This window comes from Micromonospora sp. NPDC005087, from assembly GCF_042872965.1.
Classification (GTDB): domain Bacteria; phylum Actinomycetota; class Actinomycetes; order Mycobacteriales; family Micromonosporaceae; genus Micromonospora.
The window spans coordinates 1-18,240 of sequence record NZ_JBIALB010000043.1 but is presented as its reverse complement, the minus strand read 5'-3'; the positions used below and the strand labels follow the sequence as shown (position 1 = coordinate 18,240).

The window sequence follows — 18,240 nt, the reverse complement described above, 5'->3', positions numbered from 1 at the left end:
GTCGCCGCTGCGTTCACCGAACTCGCCCAAGCGATCTGACCCGCCGATCCGACACAGGCTCAACACGTCCGCCGGTCCCCCAACGCAACAGCGCCCGCGCGGCTCTCCTCCCCGCAGCGCACGGACATGGCCGTCCGCGCCCTCGCGCTGCTCGCCCTCAGCGGGGCGCTCGGGACCGTCGCGGCCAACACACTGGCCGCCTTCCTCGTCGACGCGACCGTCTCGACCGGCTTCGACCCGGCCCGCGCCGGCCTCCTGCTCGCCGTCGGCAGCATGTCCAGCGTCATAGTGCGGGTCGCGATGGGCTCGTTCGTCGACGCGCACCGCTTCTCGCTGTTCGGACTCGTCGCCGGCCTGCTGGCGACCGGCGCGGTGGGCCTCGGAGCGCTCTCCGTCGCGAACAGCGGGGTGATGGTCAGCACGGCGGCCATCGTCTCCTACCTCGGAATCTGGGGCTGGAACGGCATCTTCACGCTGGCGATCGTCCGGTCCAACCCGTCCGCGCCCGCAGCCGCCACGGGCATCACGCAGGCAGGTCTCTACATGGGTGGTGTCGTGGGCCCGACCGTCTTCGGCTTCGTCGCGAGCAGTGCCGGCTACGCAGCGGCGTGGGGTATCACCGCGCTCTCCGCCACGCTCGGCGCGATCGGCATCGGGCTCAGCGCGCTGCGCCCGCCGGCCGTCGAGCGGGCCGCCCCCCGGAGCGAGGGACCACCCGACGCGCTGCCGGCCACCGGAGGTGCGCTGTGACCCCCTCCACGGCACTGCGCCGGCTCGCGGTCAGCGCCTACGCCGCACCGCCCGACTGCACCCTCGAACGCTTCTGCGGACTGCTGGCACGCCGCGGGATCGGGGGCATCGGCCTGACCGCTCGGGCCGTTGAGGACCGGACTCCGGCGCAGCTCGCGGCACTACTCGCCGCCCACGGCCTCCGCTGCACGTCGCTCAACAGCGCCGGCTACTTCCTGCACTCCAACGCCGCTCTGGCTGCCCGGCAGTCCGAGCTCGACGCGCGGCTGCTCGATTGCGCCGCCGCCCTCGCCGCGCCGGTCAACGTGATCCCCGGAGGGCTGGACGACGCCGCAATGCCGACCGCCGTCATGTCGCTCGCGGAGGCGAGGCGGCGGGCCGTGGACGGTCTCGAGCGGCTCGCCAGCGCCGCGGTCGAGGCTGGCGTGCGCCTGTCGCTGGAGCCGATCCAGCCGCTCGGCCTGACTGACAAAGGCTGTATCAACCAGCTGTCCCACGCGCGCAGCGTGGTCGGCCGCCTCCCCGGCGTCGGACTCACCCTGGACCTGTTCCACTCCTGGTGGGACGCCGACCTGGAGATGACTGTCGAGGACGCGACCGACGACCTGTTCGTCGTGCAGGTCTGCGGAGTGGAGACCGGGCCGCCCGGCGTGCCCCCCCGTCGTACCGACATGGCCAAGGGGGCCGCCGACGTGGCGGGGCTGCTGGCGCTGCTCGCGTCGACCGGATGGGCCGGCCTCGTCGAGTACGAGGTGATGCACTTCCAGCGCCCGCAAGAGCCCGTGGCGCTGCTGGACCGAGCCGTAGCGGACTTCGTTTCGCTGACGCACCGCCAGGACGAGGGGAGAGCAGCCCCATGACCACCCACACCATCGATGTCATCAGCGGCGACGGCATCGGCCAGGAGGTGGTGCCGGCCGCGACCTCCTGCGTCGACGCGGCCTGCGCGACGACGGGCACGACGATCCGCTGGCGGCACCGTGATTGGGGTTCGGAGCGCTACCGGCGGCACGGCGCGATGATGCCCAGCGACGGGCTGGACCAGCTCCGCGACGGCGACGGCATCCTGCTCGGCGCGGTGGGCGCCCCCGACATCCCGGACGACGTGACCTTGTGGGGCCTGCTCATCCCGATCCGCCGCACCTTCTTGCAGTACGTCAACCTGCGCCCCCTTCGCATCTTGCCGGGGGTGCAGTCACCGCTGCGCAATCCGGGGAGACTCGACATGGTCATCGTCCGCGAGAACTGCGAGGGGGAGTATGGCGAGATCGGTGGGCGCAGTTACCGCGGGCGACCCGAGGAGATGGCCGTGCAGGAGGCAGTGTTCACCCGCCTGGGCATCGAGCGGGTGGCGCGCTACGCCGTCGAGTTGGCGGAGCAGCGCGCCGGCCGGCTGGTGTCGGCGACCAAGTCGAACGGCATCGTCCACACCATGCCGTTCTGGGACCAGGTGGTCGAGGAGGTCGCCGGCACCGCGCCATCCGTCGCGCTCGAGAAGGTGCTCGTGGACGCGCTCGCGGCGCGCATGGTCCTGCACCCGGACAGCGTCGATGTCATCGTGGCCTCGAACCTGTTCGGCGACATCCTGTCCGACCTCGCGGCCGCGCTCGCCGGCTCGATAGGCGTCGCACCGAGTGCCAACCTCAACCCGCCGCGGGAGTTCCCCTCCATGTTCGAACCAGTGCACGGCTCCGCCCCCGACATCGCAGGCCAAGGCGTCGCCAACCCGGTCGGCCAGCTCTGGGCGTCCGCGCTGATGCTCGAGCACCTGGGAGAGAGCCAGGCGGCGGCGGTGCTGATGTCGGCCTTCGAGGGCGCGCTGGCCGACGGCACCCGCACGCGCGACCTCGGGGGCAGGGCGTCCACACAGGAGTTCACGCAGGCCGTCCTCGACCGGATCGCCGGCGGAGCCACGAACCCCGCAGGGAGGGCCCGGTGAGCCGCGCGGAGCAGGCCACGTCTTCCGTCGAGGGCATGACCGCCGTCGTCACGGGTGCGTCCAGCGGCATCGGCCGCCACCTCGCCACGGCCCTCGCCGAGCGCGGCGCACGCGTGGCCGCGCTCGACGCCGACGCGGCGCGCCTGTCCTGCTGGTGCGACGACGTGGACGGCGTGGACGCGGTCGCCTGCGACGTCCGCGACGAGCCGGCCGTGACGGCGGCACTCGCCGACGTGCACCGGCGCACTGGCGGCCTGTCGGTGGTCGTCAACTGCGCCGCCCTGGCAGATCACCTCGGCAGCGAGGAGATCACGGTCAACCGCTGGCGCGAGACCCTCGACGTGAACGTCACCGGCTCGTTCGTCGTGGCACGCGCGGCGGCGCGGCTGATGCGCGGCTCGAACGGCGGCTCCATCGTGCTCGTCGGCTCACAGCTGGGCCGGGTGACGCAGCCGCAGCGTGCCGCGTACAGCACGTCGAAGGCGGCGGTGGAGATGCTGGCCAAGGTGCTGGCCATGGACTTCGCCCCCTGGGGGGTGCGGGTCAACTGCCTCGCGCCCGGCCCGGTGCTGACCGACCGCACGCGCGACCGGCTCCTGGGTCACGACGCCGCGACCTCCGGCGGGCGCATGCTCATCGGCCGCTACCTCGAGCCGGAGGACCTCGTCGGCGCCGTGCTGTACCTCGCGTCGCCGGCCAGTCGCGGGATGACCGGCGCGACGCTGCTCGTCGACGGCGGCTACAGCGTCGTCTGAGCATTCCACCCTCTCCCACCAGGAGTCGACATGCCGTCCACGCAGCTCGCCGAGGCGCTCGACCTCACCGGCCGCAGCATCCTGCTGACCGGTGCGACCGGCGGCTTCGGCCGGGCGATGGCCGACCTGTTCCATGAGCAGGGCGGCGAGCTCGTGCTCGCCGACCTCCCGGGAGCCGCGCTCGACGACATGGCCGCGCAGCTCGGCGTGACCACGATCGGCTACGACCAGGGCGATATCCGCTCCGTGGAGCGCGTCGCCCAGGCTGCCGGTGAAATCGACGTGCTCATCAACAACGCGGGCGTCCTGCTCTCCAAGCCGCTGCTGGAGACGACGGCCGACGAGATCGTGCGGCTAGTGTCCGTCGACTTGGTCGGCGTGATGGCGCTGACGATCCCGGTCGCCCGCGGCATGATCGCGCGCGGGCGCGGAACCGTGCTGACAGTGGGGGTCACAGACCGCTCTCTACGGCGCACGGAACCGCGGCGTCTACGCGGCCGCGAAGGCCGGGCTCGCGCAGTTCACCCGGACGGCGGCGGTCGAGTGGGCGCCGCACGGCGTCCGGGCGGTGTGCCTCGCGCCGGGCCGCGCCACCACCCCCATGTCCGCGGCAACGCTTGCCGATCCGGCCCTTCACGCCGCGGGCCTCGAGCACATTCCCATGGGTCGGTATGGCACTCCTGAAGAGATCGCCAAGGCCGCCGTCTTCCTCTGTTCCGACGCAGCTTCCTACGTGACTGGAGCCACCCTCGTCGCGGATGGTGGTTACCTCCTGCACTGACCGGATCGGGACTGTACCAATAACGGCGGATCTGCTGACCAAGGGAGACGGTCTCTCACCTCCGCTCGAACCAACAGCGCCTCACGGCGCAAGCCATTCGTTTGTTTGACAGACCCGGCATCGGTCAGGAGATCGTTGATCACGCCAGGCTCGGCAGGTGGAGGTGCCCGGCATCACCGATGCCTTGTTCAGCCCGAGATGACCCACGACTGCGGCATCAGTGAGCCAGGCCTTTAGGCAGCATGCGGGCTAGGCTCTTGGCCCACCACCGTCGTAAGCCCAATCAACGTCCACAGACGACCGAGCAATCGCTGGACGTAGTTCTGCCCGCTCCCATCCGCGGCATCGGGAAGGTGGAGCATCTCCTAGCCACCGCGAACCGAGGTGATCCGCAGTCACCCAGGAGGACCAGTGGACTCCAGTTCCAATGAAGTGCACCCGTCATGGATCACATGGCCGGCTGGGGCGATCGCCGCCTTTGCATGGGTCTTTGGCCGACTCACCGGTTCAGCGCTGTTCGATCTCGCTGTAGTGGCCTCGGTATCCTGGTGGGTCGGTTGGGTGTTGAGCAGCATGCTCGGCCGCCGCGCCGCTCGGAGCGAACGCGCTCCGAACTCCGGTGACAGTGCCGAGTTGGAGGCGAGCAGCCGCCAAAGGTGTTGAGTTTCGCCTTCGACGGAAAGACTTCGGCTTCCGCTGTATAGCATCCGGGACTGCCCCCGGTTTGGCTGGCTCCTGACGTACAAGGATCTACTCCTCAGGTGCGGCGCCCACCGGCACCTTCAACGCCACGCACGACGCGCACCGGCTGACCCCCTCCCCCGTTCTCGCCGGGGTAGCTCCCATGTCGTTATGCCGCCCTGTGCGGTCGACGGGGGATCAGCTTGGTGGTGGCCTCCGCGGTTGCCCTCTTCAGCTCCGAGGTGTAGATGTCGGCGGTCATGGTGTAGGAGGCGTGGGCCGAGGGTGTCCTGGATTTCTTTGATGCTGGCGCCTGCGGCGAGCATGAGGGTTGCGGCGATGTGTCGGAGGTCGTGGAGTCGCACGGGTGGGAGGTCGCTGGCGGCGACCAGGTTGTCGAATCGCTGGGTGATCGTCTCGGGATGCCAGGGTTGGCCGTCCGGGCGGAGGAAGAAATTCCCGGTGTCGGGCCAGTCCGACCCGCTGACCAGTTTCCACGCGTTCCGGCGGGCGGGGTTAGCACGCAGCACGTTGACGGTGTCGTCGGCGAGGGGTACGACGCGTTCCCCGGCCCGTGATTTCACTGGCTTGGTGATCGGTTTGTAGCCGACGCTGGTGCGTTGTTCGGTGATGGTGATGGCGGCGGCGTCGAGGTCGACGTCGTAGTCCCGCAGCCCTCACAGCTCGCCATGTCAGGTCCTGGACGACTTCGCGACAAGGAACGCGATGAAGTGGGCCGCCAAGTCCCGGCACAACACCGAGCATTGGGTACGCGACCTCGCGATGTGGACCGGCGAGTGGGCGGACACAGAGGGGCCGCCCCGGATGTCCAGTGCAGCAAGGCGCAGGCGCCGAAGGATTCGCTCAGCCCGGTCATCCGGGGCAAGCAGCCACACCGCGGCGCACGCGTTCTCCACGCCGCGCGGAATAGGGTAGGGGGCGTACATGTGCATCATGTGGGCGTCCTTCAGCAGCGTGCGCAGGCAGTTCAGGTGGTCGACGGCGTGGGACAGCGAGTGCCAGGCGGCATGGCTCATCCCGTGCGGGTGCGTCTCCTTGTCGTCGCGGCTCAGCGCGCTGCGCTCCTGAGGGCGTTCGTAGGGCCCATCGGGTCCATGCGCTGGAGCCAAGGCTCGATCCGGTCGAGGTGACGGAACATCTCCCCGAATAGCCGCCGCTCCGCGTCTTCTGCCGTCATGAGGCAGGACGGTAGGGCGATGTGGTGGTGCCGGGAAACCGGAATAGGCAGCCGAGGGTGGCATGCCGTCATGGCAGCCCGCCCGCCAGTGGCCTCACACCATGGTGGCGACGGTAATACGCGACGGCAACATTAGCTCCACCTCACCAGCCCACCCGAGGATGAACTGTCACGGGCCTATCGGCGTTCCCAAGAGGCATGGAGTCGGGCTCTGAGCTGCGGAAAGCTTGTCGGTGGCGGTCAACGATGGTCGTGGCCGGTCGAGCATTCACGACTTGGTGACGACCTGGACCTACTTGCATCCGTAACGGGGCTGCGGTGCTCCCCCTTTGCTTCGACCCCTCGTTTGTAAGGCGCATCCGACCGTGACCGGCGACCCGCCATTTCAGGAGTCGGACCGTGTTATGCCGCCTGTTCCGGTTTTTTGAGCACCTCGGTCAGGGCCGAGAATGCTGTGGTCGCCGTGGCCTGCCTCAACAGTCCGCTTCAGCAGGTCGTGCACGGGGCGTGCCAGGTCACGTCGATATTCGCCTCTCAGCCAAGTTCCTCGTCGTGGGCGGCGGCGACGACGAAGGTGTTGACAGTGGACAAGGGCTTGAGGTAGTCGCTGCTGTCGATGTCCTGAGCCAGGACCGGCAGGAGGGAGTTGATCATTTCCAGCCACTTGGCGGAGAACCGCACCATAGTGCTGACTTCCAGCCCGCGTGCCTGGAGGGCAGCGGCGCCCTGGCAGAAGCCGACGAGTGCGGGCGGCCAAACAGGTTCCATCCCACAAACTCCGCCTGAAGAACTCACGGGTTGTTTCTTACGCCACTGCTCGTGGGCCAGCCGCCTTCTGCCAACTGGATTTCGACAACCTCGTTTACAGTTGGCTTCGAGATTCCGCTGACTTGTACGACTTCGCTGCGGGGCATCGGGCCTTGGTCGCGGATGGTGCGTAGGACGCGGGCCACGTTGAGGCGTCGAAGGATCGATGGGGAGCCGGGCGCACGCGGCCCGACGGGTGTGAGATCTACCACGTGAATCCCTTGACAGGATAGGGAGCTTCCTTATCTAGTTATACATGACCCAGCCGACCGGAGCCCCGCCGGACGTGACGTCATCCGGTAAGGCTCCGTGACCCGGCCCGGTGTGCCCAGACCTGATTTCCGCTGCCTCGAGGTTCCTCAAGGGAGGTCGGATCAATGTTCTTGATACATCGACGGGCGCGGTGTGTCGTGCCGGCCGGGTCCGACCCGTTGACCACATCCCCGACAGCCTCGGATCCGTGGTTCCAGCCGACACCACCACCAACCCGACCACCGACCATCGACATCCTCGCCGGCCGCGTGCCGACAACCCGCCAAGCCCCGTAGCGGTGATCCGCTGAAGTCCACCGTGGCGTTCCGGGCTCCGCTGGCACGGAAGCCCTGCCGCCGAGAGGGTCGGTCGGATGCTCGATCCGAGCGTCGGCCGGCCCGCGATCAAACGCTGACGAAGTCGATTCGGCCGCCGCAGGGGCTCTGCGGGCAGGCGGCCGCGCGACGGTGACGGTGCGTCCCAGGCATCAGCCAAAGGCCGTACCCCTTGGCCAAGAGCACGTCAAACGGAGGTAATCATGGCACCTGAGTCGCCACAGGAAGGCTTCACGCGGCGGAGGCTCCTCGGATCCGGGGTCGCGGCGGGCGCGGGTCTGGGGCTGGTCGGCCTCGCCGGCCAGCCCGCCGCGGCCGACGACGACCCGATTGGTCAGGCTCCACCGAGGCGCAAGGGCGAAACGTTCATGGGGGGCGTTCCCTTCGAGCCGCATGACGTGGTGCGCGTGGGGATTGTCGGGCTGGGCATGCGCGGCGGTGGCATGCTCGGGAGGTTCCTGAACACGGCTGGCGTACGCGTCACGGCGCTCAGCGACATCAACGCGACCAAGGTTGCCGAGGGCGCGGCAGAGGTACGGGCCGCGGGCCAGCCCGATCCGGCGCAGTACGTCGGCGAGAAGAGCTTCGAGCGACTCGCCGCAAGAGACGACGTCGACTTCATCTACACCGCCACCCCCTGGGAGTACCACCATCTCATCTGCATCACCGGGATGGAGAACGGCAAGCACGTCGGCACTGAGCTCCCCCTGGCGATGTCCCTGGATGACCTCTGGGACGTGGTCCGGACGTCCGAGCGAACCCGCCGGCACGCGTTTATCTTCCACAACCGGTCCTACGGTTTGGACCAGATGCGCATGTTGCGGTTCGTGGAGGCCGGCCGGCTGGGGAAACTCCTCTACGGTTCGGGCGGCTACATGCACGACCTGAGGGAGCTCAACTTCAGCGACGACCACGAACCAGCCGGGTGGCGGCGCCGGTGGCACACCCGGATGAACACCAACCTCTACCCGGTGCACGGGCTGGCGCCCATCTCCAACGCCATGAAGATCAACCGAGGCGATCGGTACGACTGGCTGATGGCGGTCGCCTCGCCGGAGGCCGGCTACTCGGAGTACCGGGCGGCCAACATGCCCCCCGGCCATCCTTCCTGGAAGGACAAGTACATCTGCGGTGACACGAACATGTGCTTCATCCAGACCGTCCAGGGCCGCTTCATCCGCTCGGAGCACGACGTTTCAAGTCCACACCCGTACTCCCGGGCGAACACGCTGCAAGGGTCCAAGGGAAAGCTGACCGAGGACGATCGGCAGACCGCCTTCGCCGACCGGTGGCACGTCTACGTCGAGCCCGAGGACTCGAATCACCGCTGGCGGCTCTTCTCTGAGTACGGGGCGGAGTACGACCACTGGCTATGGAAGTCGGGCGTCAGCAACAACGCCGACCAACTCGTCGTGTACCGGACGATGCAGTGCCTGCGGCTCGGGTTGCCCCCGGACATCGACGTCTACGACTCAGCGACCTGGACCAGTCCGATCCCGCTGTCCGAGGAGTCCGTGAAGCGAGGCAGCAGGCCGGTCAAGGTGCCCGACTTCACCCGTGGCCACTGGCGTGAGGACCGCCCGAACGTGAACTCCGCCGAGCCGCCCGAAGCCGGGTGAACGGTCGACCCTGCTTCCCCGGCCGCAGTCGTCGCCGGGGAGGCAGGGCCGCGGGGTCACTGCGCCGACCAGCACCGACTCCGATCACATGACGGCCAGTTGGCCGCCGTCGATGACGAGTTCGGCGCCGTGGATGAACGAGGCGTCGTCGGAGGCCAGGAACGCGTACGCGGCGGCGACGTCGTCGACAGTGCCGGGACGCCCGATCGGGATCCGGGTTCGCACGTACTCGGCGACGAAGGTGTCGTCCAGGTCAGCCGCGATGGCGGCGTTGAGCGGGGTCTGGATATAGCCGGGACAGAGCGCGTTCACCCGGATGTTGTGCCTGCCGAGCTCGACCGCCATCGTCTTGGTCAGCAGCAGTACGCCGGCCTTGGTCGCGTTGTAGTGAGCGTAGTGCTCCTCGCCGCCGAGCCCGTTGGTGGAGGACATGTTGATGATCACTCCACCCTCGCCCCGCTCGACCATGTGCCGTGCGACGGCCTGGGCGACCAGGAACGTTCCCCGCAGGTTGACCGCGACGGTCCGATCGAACGACGCGGGCGTGATCTGCAGGAACGGTTCGCGCCGTGCTATGCCGGCGTTGTTGACCAGTACGTCGATGCCGGCGAGCCACTGCGCCGCCGTCGCCACCAGGGTCGAGACCTCGTCCTCACGGCTGACGTCGCAACACATCCCGGCAACCGTCTCCCCGCCGCCGAGACCGACCAACGCCTGGTCGACCTGGGCCTCGTCGTCCCCGCAGAGGAAGACCCGTGCCTGCTCCCGGATGAACCGCCGAACGGTCGCGTAGCCGATCCCGCTGCTCCCACCGGTCACCAGGACGCCCTTGCCGGCGAGCCTCGGCCCGCCGGCGGCGCCGCGCATCAGGCGATCTCCCAGGCCAGGAGTCCAGCACCGAGACAGGCCGCACGGTCGCCGAGATCGGCGGGCACGAGCTGTGGCCGGCGTTGTATGGTCAGCAGCTCGTGCAGCCTCCTCGTCAGGGGCAGGAGCAGCGCGTCGCCGGCGAGCGACAGACCGCCACCGATGACGACCAGCTCCGGCGCTACCAGCGAGGCGCCGATGGCCAGCGCCTGGGCGAGGTACTCGACGGCCTCGTTCCAGACCTCGGCGGCGACCGGATCTCCGGCGTTCACCTGTGCCAGAACCTCCGCCGCGCCGTCGACCGGTCGCCCACTGCGCTGGCCGTAACGCCGTGCGATGGCGGCTGCCGATGCGACGGCCTCAAGACATCCCTGCCCCCCACACACGCACGGTTCCGAATCCTCGACCTCGATGTGCCCGATCTCTCCGGCGTAGCCGTCCGCCTCGAGCAGGTGCCCGTCAACCATCAGCGCCGCGCCGATGCCCGTTCCGATGGCGAGGAACAGGACATTGGCGCGATCACGTGCCGCGCCGAGCCGGGACTCCGCGAGGGCGGCGACCCGGACGTCGTGTCCGAAGGCGACCGGGAGTCCGGTACGGGTCGACGCCAGTTCGCGTAGCGGAACGTCGGACCAGCCCAGGTTCTCCGACCACACGACTGTCCCGGTGGCCGCGTCGACCGTGCCGGGGACCACGAGCCCGGCCGCGCGGGTAGCGCGCGCGTCGGGATGACCGGCGAGTTCCTCGAGAGCGGCCAGCGCGGTCTCGACGACGGCGTCCGGACCGAGGTGGCGCCCGGTTGGCCAGGACCTTTCGACCAGTACGTGCACCGCCGGGCCGAGGATCGCACCTTTCATCACTGTGCCGCCGACGTCGAGTGCGACCACTGTTCGTTCGGCCACGATCAGCCAACTCCAGACTCGGGCCTCGGCTTCATCAAAGCCGGGGACCCGTTCCATCCGGCAGCACCAGGTGGCACGCGACGAGATGCTCGTCGTCGCCGCGGGTGGCGAGTTCGGGCTGCTCGACGCGACACGTCGGCTCCGCCACCGGGCAGCGGGTGTGGAAGAGGCAGCCGGCCGGCGGGTCGAGGGCGCTGGGCAGGTCACCGCTGAGCACGACCCGCCGGGCGGCGTCGGGTGCCGCCCGCAACGGCGGCTCGGCGGAGAGCAATGCCTGCGTGTACGGGTGCCGGGGCTGGACGAACAGCTCGCTGGCCTTGGCCTCCTCGACGATCTTCCCGAGATACATCACGGCGATGCGGTCGCTCATGAACTCGACGACGCTCAGGTCGTGCGAGATGAACAGGCAGGTGAACCCCAGCTGTTGCTGCAGGTCCTTGAGCAGGTTGAGAATTCCGGCCTGCACCGAGACGTCGAGCGCGGACACCGGCTCGTCGGCAATCAGGAGGCTCGGCTGGAGGCTGAGTGCGCGGGCGATGCCCACCCGCTGGCGCTGCCCGCCGGAGAGCTCGTGCGGGTAGCGGTGCCGCCACGCCGGGGACAGTCCGCACTGGTCGAAGAGCGCGGCGACCCGCTCGTCGAGCGCGCGGCCGCGGGCCACCCGGTGCAGTCGCAGCGGTTCGGCCACGATATCGCCGATGGTCATGCGGGGATCCAGCGAGGAGTACGGGTCCTGGAACACCATGCGCAACCTGCGGTGTACCGGACGCAACTGGCGACGGTCGGCCCGGGTGATGTCCTGGCCCTCGAACTCGACCGTGCCGGCGGTCGGGGTCAGCAGGCGCATCAGCAGCTTGCCCAGGGTGGACTTTCCGCTGCCCGACTCGCCGACGAGGCCGTGGGTCTTGCCCGCGTGTAGTTCGAGGTCGACCTGATCGACCGCGCGTAGGGCCGATTTGCGACCCAACGAGCCGCCGACCGGGAATTCCTTGATCAGGCCACGCGCCCGCAGTACGGGGACGTCCGGGCTTACCACAGTGCCTCCGGGTTGAAGCAGGCTATCTGGTTGCTCGCCACGCTTTCGAGCTCGGGACGCTGTTGGGTGCACCGGTCCAACTGCCGGTGGCAGCGCGGCGCGAACGTGCACGTGGTAGCCGGTTCGGTAAGCATCGGCACCCGGCCGGGGATCTCGGCGAGTCGACGTTCCGTCGTCGCCGGGTCGCCCGTCCGACCCGCCGTGGTCGCCAGGACCGGGCGGGACGACCGTGGTGTCGAGGCGAGCAGCCGGGCGGTGTAGGGGTGCCGCGGCGTGTCGAGGATGTCGCGGGTCCTCCCCTCTTCCACCTTGCGTCCCGCGTACATGATCGCGACCCGGTCTGCCATGGTCGCGATGACCCCGAGGTTGTGCGTGATCAACAGGATCGCCAGGTCGATCCGGTCCCGGAGGCTTCTCAGCAGGTCGAGGATCTGAGCCTGCACGGTGACATCGAGCGCCGTGGTGGGCTCGTCCGCGATGAGCAGCTTGGGCTCGCATGCGACGGCGATCGCGATCATCACCCGTTGGCGCATCCCACCCGAAAGCTGGTGGGGATAGGCGCGGCTACGTCGGGCGGCATCGGGAATGCCCACCAGTTCCAGCAGCTCGATGGCTCGAGCCGCGGCGGCGTGTCTGGACATGTGTCGATGGCGTCGCAGGACTTCGGAGATCTGGCGTCCGACCGCCATCACCGGATTCAGTGAGGTCATCGGCTCCTGGAAGATCATGCCCACCTCGCTACCGCGAACGCGTCGGAGCGTAGCGGCCGGGAGGGTCAGCATGTCGCGCTCGGCGAGCCGGATGTTGCCACCGCGGACCATCGCGGCGCTGGGCAGCAGCCCCATGATCGAGAGTCCGAGCGTGCTCTTCCCGCACCCGGACTCGCCGACCACACCGACGATTTCGCCCGGCTCGACCCGCAGCGAGACGTCGTCCAGGGCCAGGACCTCGCCGCCGTCTGAGCGGAAGCTCACGGACAGGCCGCTCACGTCGAGAACAGGGTCGGTCATCGGCGGCCTCGGGGGTCGAGTGCGTCGCGTACTCCGTTGCCGAGCAGGTTGAAGCCCAGCGCGGCGATGAAGATCGCCACTCCGGGGAACACGGCGAGGAGTGGCGCCTGGGTGGTGTAGGCCTGCGCGGCCGTGAGCATGACCCCCCAGGACGGCGTGGGTGGTTGCACGCCGAGGCCGAGGAACGACAACATCGACTCGGTGATGATCGCGAACGGCATCAGGACCGTCGCCTGCACGATGACCGTGTTGATGACGTTGGGAAGGACGTGTCGGGCGATGATTCTGCCGCTGCCGGCGCCATCGGCGACCGAGGCGGTGATGTAGTCCTCCTCCCGAATCGCGAGGGCTTCGCCGCGGGTGACCCGGATCAGCAGCGGCACCTGGGAGATGCCGATCGCGAGCGCGGCGTTGCCCCTGGATGGACCGAAAATGGCGGCGAGACCGACGGCGAGGACGATGAACGGGAAGGCGAGGCTGGTGTCGGTCAGTCGCATCACCACCGTGTCGAGCGCGCCGCGGAAGTAGCCGGCGACGAGGCCCAGCGGCAATGCCACGACCAGGGCGAGAAGGGTGGCCAGGACGCTCACCTGGAGCGAGGTCTGGCTGCCCCAGATGATCCGCGACAACACGTCCCGGCCGAGTTCGTCGGTGCCGAGCCAGTGCCCACCGGATGGTCCCTGCAGCGCGGGCGTCCCGGTGATCTCCTCGGCGCCGAACGGTGCGAGGACCGGGGCCAGCAGCGCGACCAGCAGGACGCCGCCGACGAACAGGAGCCCGATCCGGCCGGTGGGGTGGGCGGCCACCCGATGGAGGACCCGGCGGCGCGACGCCACCCGCTCCACGGGAACAACGACGCTCACGCTGCGCCTCCTTCGAGGCGGACCCGCGGGTTGAGGACCGTGTAGAGCACGTCGACCAGGAAGTTCACGACGATGTACGCCACCGCGCTCAACAGGGCGACGGCCTGGATCACCGGGTAGTCGCGGGTCGCCACGGCGTCGATGATCAGCTTGCCGAAGCCGGGGATCAGGAAGATCTGCTCGGTCACCACCGAGCCCGCGATCAGGACGCCGAGTTGGAGGCCCAGGATCGTGGTCACGGTCAGCAGGCTGTTCCGCAGGCCGTGCCGGACCACCACCGACCACTCGGAGAGGCCCTTGGCCTGGGCGGTACGGATGAAGTCCTCGCTCATGGTCTGGACCATCGACGAACGGGTCTGCCGCATGATCACGGCCGAGAGCCCGATACCCAGCACCACCGCGGGCAGGATCAGGTGTCGCAGGTTCTCGACCGGGTCCTCGGTGAAGGCCACGAAGCCGGACGCGGGGAGAACCCCGAAATTGACGGCGAAGACCGTGATGAGGATGAGCCCGACCCAGAAGTTGGGCACCGACAGCCCGCTGATGGTGAGGGCGTTGCCGACGTGGTCCGGCCACTTCCCCTGCCGGATCGCCGCGATGACGCCGATCGGGATGCCGACCAGGATGGCGATCACCAGGCTCCACGCCGCCAGCTGGAGCGTGACGGGAACCCGCTCGGCCACCATGTCGACGACCGGCAGCGAGGTACGGATCGACTGGCCGAAGTCGCCCTGCACGACCTGGCTGAGCCACGCGAAGAACTGCACCGGCAGCGGCTCGTCCAGCCCGTACCGCTCGCGAATCGCCGCCAGCAGCTCGGGGTCACGCGCACCCTCCTGCCCGGCCAGCGCGAGCGCCGGGTCGCCGGGGAGCGCGTGCACGCCGAGGAAGACCACCACCGAGGCGAGCAGGAGAGTGACGATCGCGCCTCCCGCCCGCCGCAGCAGGTAGGCCGTCATCGGCCGCTCCCCGAGGCGTTGTCCCGCAGCGAGACTCCCTTGAGACGGATGAGCCCGTCGGGGACGAGCTGGAGGCCCTGGATCTGGTCCCGCCAGCCGGCGAGGAGGTTCGGGTTCATCAGGACGATCTCGCTGTGGCGCTGCCTGGCCAGTTCCCAGGCGTCGGCGTAGGCGGTGGCCCGTTCGGCCGGGTTGGTCACCCGGCGGGCGGCCTCGATGGAGGCGTCGATCTCCGGGGTGGAGGCCTTGCCGAAGTTCTGCCCACCGTCGGTGTGCTCGAAGGTGGCCAGATTCCCGTCCGGGTCGGCTCGCCCCGACCAGGTCAGTACGACGGCGTCGAAGTTTCCGGACGCGGCGTCGTTGATGAGGGTGCCGACCTCGGTGGGCCGGACGTTCACCTCGAAGCCGGCCTGGGCGGCCTGCGCCTGGATCAGCTCACCGCGACGGACGCTGAGGGTGTTGTTGAGCAGCACGAGGTTGATCGGCACCGGGGTGCTCACCCCGGCCTGGGCCAGCAGCTTGGCGGCGGCCGTGGCGTTGCGCTGCGGGCAGGTCAGGTTGTCGAGAAAGTACGGGCTGGCACTGGGGAACGGCTGGCAACTGGTGGTGTGCAGGCCGCCGTACACCGTCTTGTTGATCTCCTCGCGGTCCAGCGCCAACTCGAACGCCTCCCGGACCCGCACGTCCTGGAATGGGCCGGCAGCCGTGTTCAGCATGAGCGTGTCGAAGCCCAGCGAGGGCATTGTCTCGACGGTGATGCCCTCCGCGCTCTCCAGCCCGCCGTACTGGGTGGTGGGGATCCGGTCGATGATGTCGATGTCGCCCGAGCGCAGGTTGGTGACCCGTACGGTGTCGTCCGGTATCGGGCGCATCACCACGCGATCGATGTGGATCTTGTCGGCGTCGTAGTACCGCTCGGACTTGTCCAGCACGATCCGGTCGCCCACCACCCGTTCGGTCAGCGTGTACGGCCCCACGCAGATCGGCTCCTGCGTGAAGTTCTCACCCAGCTCGGCCAGCTTCGCCGCAGACATGATCATCCCGGAGCGGTCGGCCAGGATCGCCGTCAATGGCGCGTACGGTTGGGTGAGCGACAACTCCACAGTGTTCGCGTCGACTACGCGGACCTCGCGCACCGGCGTCAGCTCGCCCGCCCGGGCCGATCCCTCTATTTCCCGATGCCGGTCCAGTGAGGTCTTCACCGCCTCCGCGTTGAACGGCTCGCCGTCGTTGAACACCACGCCCTCGCGCAGCCCGATCGTCACGGTCAGCCCGTCCGCCGACACCTCCGGCTGCGCCGCGGCCAGCTGCGGGACGATCTCCAGCTCGGGGGTCAGGTCGTACAGCTTCTCGCACATGTGCATGAACACGTAGCGACCGCCGAAGGTCTGGCCGAACGTCGGGTCCAACGTGTCCGCGTCTTCCACCATCGAGATGGTGATCTCCGAGCGGCCGTCACCCTCCTCCCCGGCCGAACAGCCGGCCAGGAAAAGCAGTGACACCACGCAGAGGCGCCACACCAACTGTCGGCGGCCCGTGCCGGCCGCTATTCGTCGAGAACGCATGGCTCACAGCTCCAGCTTGTTGTCAGGATCGGACGCGCCGTCGAGGGTTCGATCGTGCTGGGCGGGCAGCTCGCCGCCGGGCGCGAATACAGCTGTCGTCGCAGTTCGGCAGGGTGACCCGTCGCCGGACGACACAGGGTGTTGAATCGGCCCGTGGTGGTCGGCGCGGCATGCTTGCCGGCACGCGACAGCGGATCGGGGGGTGGTCAACGGGTCGGACCCGACCGGCACGACACACCGCGCCCGTCGATGTATCAAGAACATTGATCCGACCTCCCTTGAGGAACCTCGAGGCAGCGGAAATCAGGTCTGGGCACACCGGGCCGGGTCACGGAGCCTTACCGGATGACGTCACGTCCGGCGGGGCTCCGGTCGGCTGGGTCATGTATAACTAGATAAGGAAGCTCCCTATCCTGTCAAGGGATTCACGTGGTAGATCTCACACCCGTCGGGCCGCGTGCGCCCGGCTCCCCATCGATCCTTCGACGCCTCAACGTGGCCCGCGTCCTACGCACCATCCGCGACCAAGGCCCGATGCCCCGCAGCGAAGTCGTACAAGTCAGCGGAATCTCGAAGCCAACTGTAAACGAGGTTGTCGAAACCCTGCTGGCAGAAGGCCTCATCACCGAATCCATCGGCGCCGGCCCCGCCGCCACGCGACCACGCCGGCCAGGACCACGAGCACGCCTACTGCGCTTCAACTCCCGCCGCTGGCTGATCGCCGGCGTTGACGTCGAAGCCTCCAGGATCCTCGTCCTCCTGTCCGACCTCGACGGCACCATCCTGAGCACCGCCCGCCGACCCACGCCCAAGAACCTTCAACCCGACGACGTCCTACGCGCCGTACGCCACACCATCCGGGACACCGTCGCCCACGCCGATGTCGGCTGGGAATCGGTCAAACTTGTCACCGTCGGAACCCCCGGCATCGTCGACCCCGACACCGGCACGGTCCGCCTGGCACCACAACTACCCGGCTGGGAAGGCCGCCCACTGCGACAACTACTCACCGACGCACTGGCCACCCCCGTGCTCCTCGAGCATGACGTTTACCTCGCCGTCACCGGCGAACACTGGCGCGGAGTCGCCGCCGGCTCACAGAGCGCCGCATACCTCCAGATCGACGTCGGCGTCGGCATGGGATTTTTGATCAACGGCACCATCTACACCGGCGCCGCCGGTGCCGCCGGCGAAGTCGGCTACCTCCCCATCGCCCCCGGCCAACCATCAACAGACCAACCCACCGGCCTCGGCCCCTTCGAGGCCGCCGTGGGCGCCACCGCGATCACCACACTCGCCAACCAGGCCATCGCCGACGGCACCGGCACAAACATCCAACGCACCGCCGTCGGCGACGTCACCACCACCGCCGTCCTTACCGCCGCCCGGCAGGGCGACCCCACCGCAACCACCATCATCAACACCATCCTCGACAAGCTGACCACCGGGCTCGCCTGCATAGCGGCCATCCTCAACCCCGAGATCATCGTTCTCGGCGGCGAAGTCGGCACCCAACTCAACGACTACACGGCACGACTACAACAACACCTCAACCGATCCATCCCCAACCCACCCCGAATCCACATCACCCAACTACAGGACCAAGCAGTCGCCCTCGGCGCCGTACGCCGCGGCATCCACCACATCGAAGCCCAGATCTTCGACCAGATCGGAGCTAACACCACGTAGTCACGAGTTCGGAGGGCTCCGTTGCGTTGAGCGTTGGCAAGATCGAGGCAGGCTTGAGCAGTGAAGTCGTTGACCCGCTCTCGGCCGTGACTGCCTCCGAAGTCGGCGTTCGCCGGGTTCCGGTTCCCTGCGGAGGTGATCGTGCTCGCGGCACGCTGGTATCTGCGCTACTGCTTGTCCTACCGGGACGTTGAGGAGCTGCTGGTCGAGCGCGGCGTGGAGGTCGATCACG

16 protein-coding genes and 3 pseudogenes are annotated in these 18,240 nt (G+C 68.6%); 9 read left to right on the top strand and 10 right to left on the bottom strand.

Features of this window, described 5'->3' with window-relative positions:
• Positions 1-126 precede the first annotated feature (126 nt).
• The 6 genes and pseudogenes from ACFYPS_RS35645 to ACFYPS_RS35620 all read left to right on the top strand — a co-directional run.
• Entirely contained in the window at positions 127-750 is a 624-nt protein-coding gene (locus ACFYPS_RS35645) for a hypothetical protein (protein WP_387330754.1), read from the top strand.
• Entirely contained in the window at positions 747-1,610 is an 864-nt protein-coding gene (locus tag ACFYPS_RS35640; RefSeq protein ID WP_387330751.1) for a sugar phosphate isomerase/epimerase family protein, read from the top strand. Before ACFYPS_RS35645 ends, ACFYPS_RS35640 begins: the two co-directional genes overlap by 4 nt.
• Positions 1,607-2,689: a tartrate dehydrogenase gene (locus tag ACFYPS_RS35635; protein ID WP_387330748.1), complete on the top strand. Its 1,083-nt coding sequence runs from the start codon at positions 1,607-1,609 to the stop codon at positions 2,687-2,689. The genes ACFYPS_RS35640 and ACFYPS_RS35635 overlap by 4 nt, the downstream gene beginning before the upstream one ends.
• Entirely contained in the window at positions 2,686-3,444 is a 759-nt protein-coding gene (locus tag ACFYPS_RS35630; RefSeq protein ID WP_387330745.1) for an SDR family NAD(P)-dependent oxidoreductase, read from the top strand. The genes ACFYPS_RS35635 and ACFYPS_RS35630 overlap by 4 nt, the downstream gene beginning before the upstream one ends.
• Positions 3,445-3,474: 30 nt before the next feature.
• Positions 3,475-3,885 (top strand): annotated as a pseudogene (locus tag ACFYPS_RS35625) (SDR family NAD(P)-dependent oxidoreductase); the annotation flags it as partial.
• Positions 3,886-3,955: 70 nt separating this feature from the next.
• Positions 3,956-4,225: pseudogene (locus tag ACFYPS_RS35620) on the top strand (SDR family NAD(P)-dependent oxidoreductase); the annotation flags it as partial.
• Between the two features lie 782 nt (positions 4,226-5,007).
• Here the strand turns inward: ACFYPS_RS35620 and ACFYPS_RS35615 are convergent.
• The 3 genes from ACFYPS_RS35615 to ACFYPS_RS35605 form a co-directional block, all read right to left on the bottom strand.
• A complete protein-coding gene (locus ACFYPS_RS35615; protein WP_387330757.1) occupies positions 5,008-5,538 on the bottom strand; it encodes a tyrosine-type recombinase/integrase in 531 nt (176 codons plus the stop codon).
• Positions 5,539-5,598: 60 nt separating this feature from the next.
• Entirely contained in the window at positions 5,599-5,943 is a 345-nt protein-coding gene (locus ACFYPS_RS35610; RefSeq protein ID WP_387330742.1) for a hypothetical protein, read from the bottom strand.
• Between the two features lie 695 nt (positions 5,944-6,638).
• The gene (locus ACFYPS_RS35605) at positions 6,639-6,872 is read right to left on the bottom strand and encodes a hypothetical protein (protein WP_387330739.1); all 234 of its coding nucleotides are present in this window, start codon (positions 6,870-6,872) and stop codon (positions 6,639-6,641) included.
• An 829-nt stretch (positions 6,873-7,701) separates the two neighbouring features.
• On the opposite strand from ACFYPS_RS35605, the gene ACFYPS_RS35600 reads away from it, so the two are divergent.
• On the top strand, positions 7,702-9,117 hold the full coding sequence (locus ACFYPS_RS35600; protein ID WP_387330736.1) for a Gfo/Idh/MocA family protein: 1,416 nt from the start codon (positions 7,702-7,704) through the stop codon (positions 9,115-9,117).
• A gap of 84 nt (positions 9,118-9,201) precedes the next feature.
• Here the strand turns inward: ACFYPS_RS35600 and ACFYPS_RS35595 are convergent, their stop codons facing one another.
• From ACFYPS_RS35595 to ACFYPS_RS35565, 7 genes are read right to left on the bottom strand one after another with little or no spacing between them, the layout of a single operon-like run.
• On the bottom strand, positions 9,202-9,984 hold the full coding sequence (locus ACFYPS_RS35595; protein ID WP_387330733.1) for an SDR family NAD(P)-dependent oxidoreductase: 783 nt from the start codon (positions 9,982-9,984) through the stop codon (positions 9,202-9,204).
• Positions 9,984-10,886 (bottom strand): ROK family protein, encoded by a 903-nt coding sequence (locus tag ACFYPS_RS35590; RefSeq protein ID WP_387330730.1) that lies wholly within the window; start codon positions 10,884-10,886, stop codon positions 9,984-9,986. The genes ACFYPS_RS35595 and ACFYPS_RS35590 overlap by 1 nt, the downstream gene beginning before the upstream one ends.
• 34 nt (positions 10,887-10,920) lie before the next feature.
• Entirely contained in the window at positions 10,921-11,922 is a 1,002-nt protein-coding gene (locus ACFYPS_RS35585; protein ID WP_387330727.1) for an ABC transporter ATP-binding protein, read from the bottom strand.
• The gene (locus ACFYPS_RS35580; RefSeq protein WP_387330724.1) at positions 11,916-12,932 is read right to left on the bottom strand and encodes an ABC transporter ATP-binding protein; all 1,017 of its coding nucleotides are present in this window, start codon (positions 12,930-12,932) and stop codon (positions 11,916-11,918) included. Before ACFYPS_RS35580 ends, ACFYPS_RS35585 begins: the two co-directional genes overlap by 7 nt.
• Positions 12,929-13,795, bottom strand: coding sequence for an ABC transporter permease (locus ACFYPS_RS35575; RefSeq protein WP_387330721.1), 867 nt, complete (start codon positions 13,793-13,795; stop codon positions 12,929-12,931). Before ACFYPS_RS35575 ends, ACFYPS_RS35580 begins: the two co-directional genes overlap by 4 nt.
• A complete protein-coding gene (locus ACFYPS_RS35570; protein WP_387330718.1) occupies positions 13,792-14,754 on the bottom strand; it encodes an ABC transporter permease in 963 nt (320 codons plus the stop codon). The genes ACFYPS_RS35575 and ACFYPS_RS35570 overlap by 4 nt, the downstream gene beginning before the upstream one ends.
• Positions 14,751-16,319, bottom strand: a complete 1,569-nt coding sequence (locus ACFYPS_RS35565) for an ABC transporter substrate-binding protein (protein WP_387330715.1) — start codon at positions 16,317-16,319, stop codon at positions 14,751-14,753. Before ACFYPS_RS35565 ends, ACFYPS_RS35570 begins: the two co-directional genes overlap by 4 nt.
• A 429-nt stretch (positions 16,320-16,748) precedes the next feature.
• Between ACFYPS_RS35565 and ACFYPS_RS35560 the strand changes: the two genes are divergently transcribed.
• A complete protein-coding gene (locus ACFYPS_RS35560) occupies positions 16,749-18,008 on the top strand; it encodes an ROK family protein (protein ID WP_387330713.1) in 1,260 nt (419 codons plus the stop codon).
• A 90-nt stretch (positions 18,009-18,098) separates the two neighbouring features.
• Positions 18,099-18,240 (top strand): annotated as a pseudogene (locus ACFYPS_RS35555) (IS6 family transposase); the annotation flags it as partial.

Excerpts from the sequence above, each read along its gene's own strand:
- ACFYPS_RS35645 (WP_387330754.1), top strand. The coding sequence starts at position 127 with ATGGCCGTCCGCGCCCTCGCGCTGCTCGCCCTCAGCGGGGCGCTCGGG.
- ACFYPS_RS35635 (WP_387330748.1), top strand. The coding sequence starts at position 1,607 with ATGACCACCCACACCATCGATGTCATCAGCGGCGACGGCATCGGCCAG.
- ACFYPS_RS35610 (WP_387330742.1), bottom strand. The coding sequence starts at position 5,943 with ATGAGCCATGCCGCCTGGCACTCGCTGTCCCACGCCGTCGACCACCTG.
- ACFYPS_RS35605 (WP_387330739.1), bottom strand. The coding sequence starts at position 6,872 with ATGGAACCTGTTTGGCCGCCCGCACTCGTCGGCTTCTGCCAGGGCGCC.
- ACFYPS_RS35600 (WP_387330736.1), top strand. The coding sequence starts at position 7,702 with ATGGCACCTGAGTCGCCACAGGAAGGCTTCACGCGGCGGAGGCTCCTC.
- ACFYPS_RS35595 (WP_387330733.1), bottom strand. The coding sequence starts at position 9,984 with ATGCGCGGCGCCGCCGGCGGGCCGAGGCTCGCCGGCAAGGGCGTCCTG.
- ACFYPS_RS35580 (WP_387330724.1), bottom strand. The coding sequence starts at position 12,932 with ATGACCGACCCTGTTCTCGACGTGAGCGGCCTGTCCGTGAGCTTCCGC.
- ACFYPS_RS35570 (WP_387330718.1), bottom strand. The coding sequence starts at position 14,754 with ATGACGGCCTACCTGCTGCGGCGGGCGGGAGGCGCGATCGTCACTCTC.
- ACFYPS_RS35565 (WP_387330715.1), bottom strand. The coding sequence starts at position 16,319 with ATGCGTTCTCGACGAATAGCGGCCGGCACGGGCCGCCGACAGTTGGTG.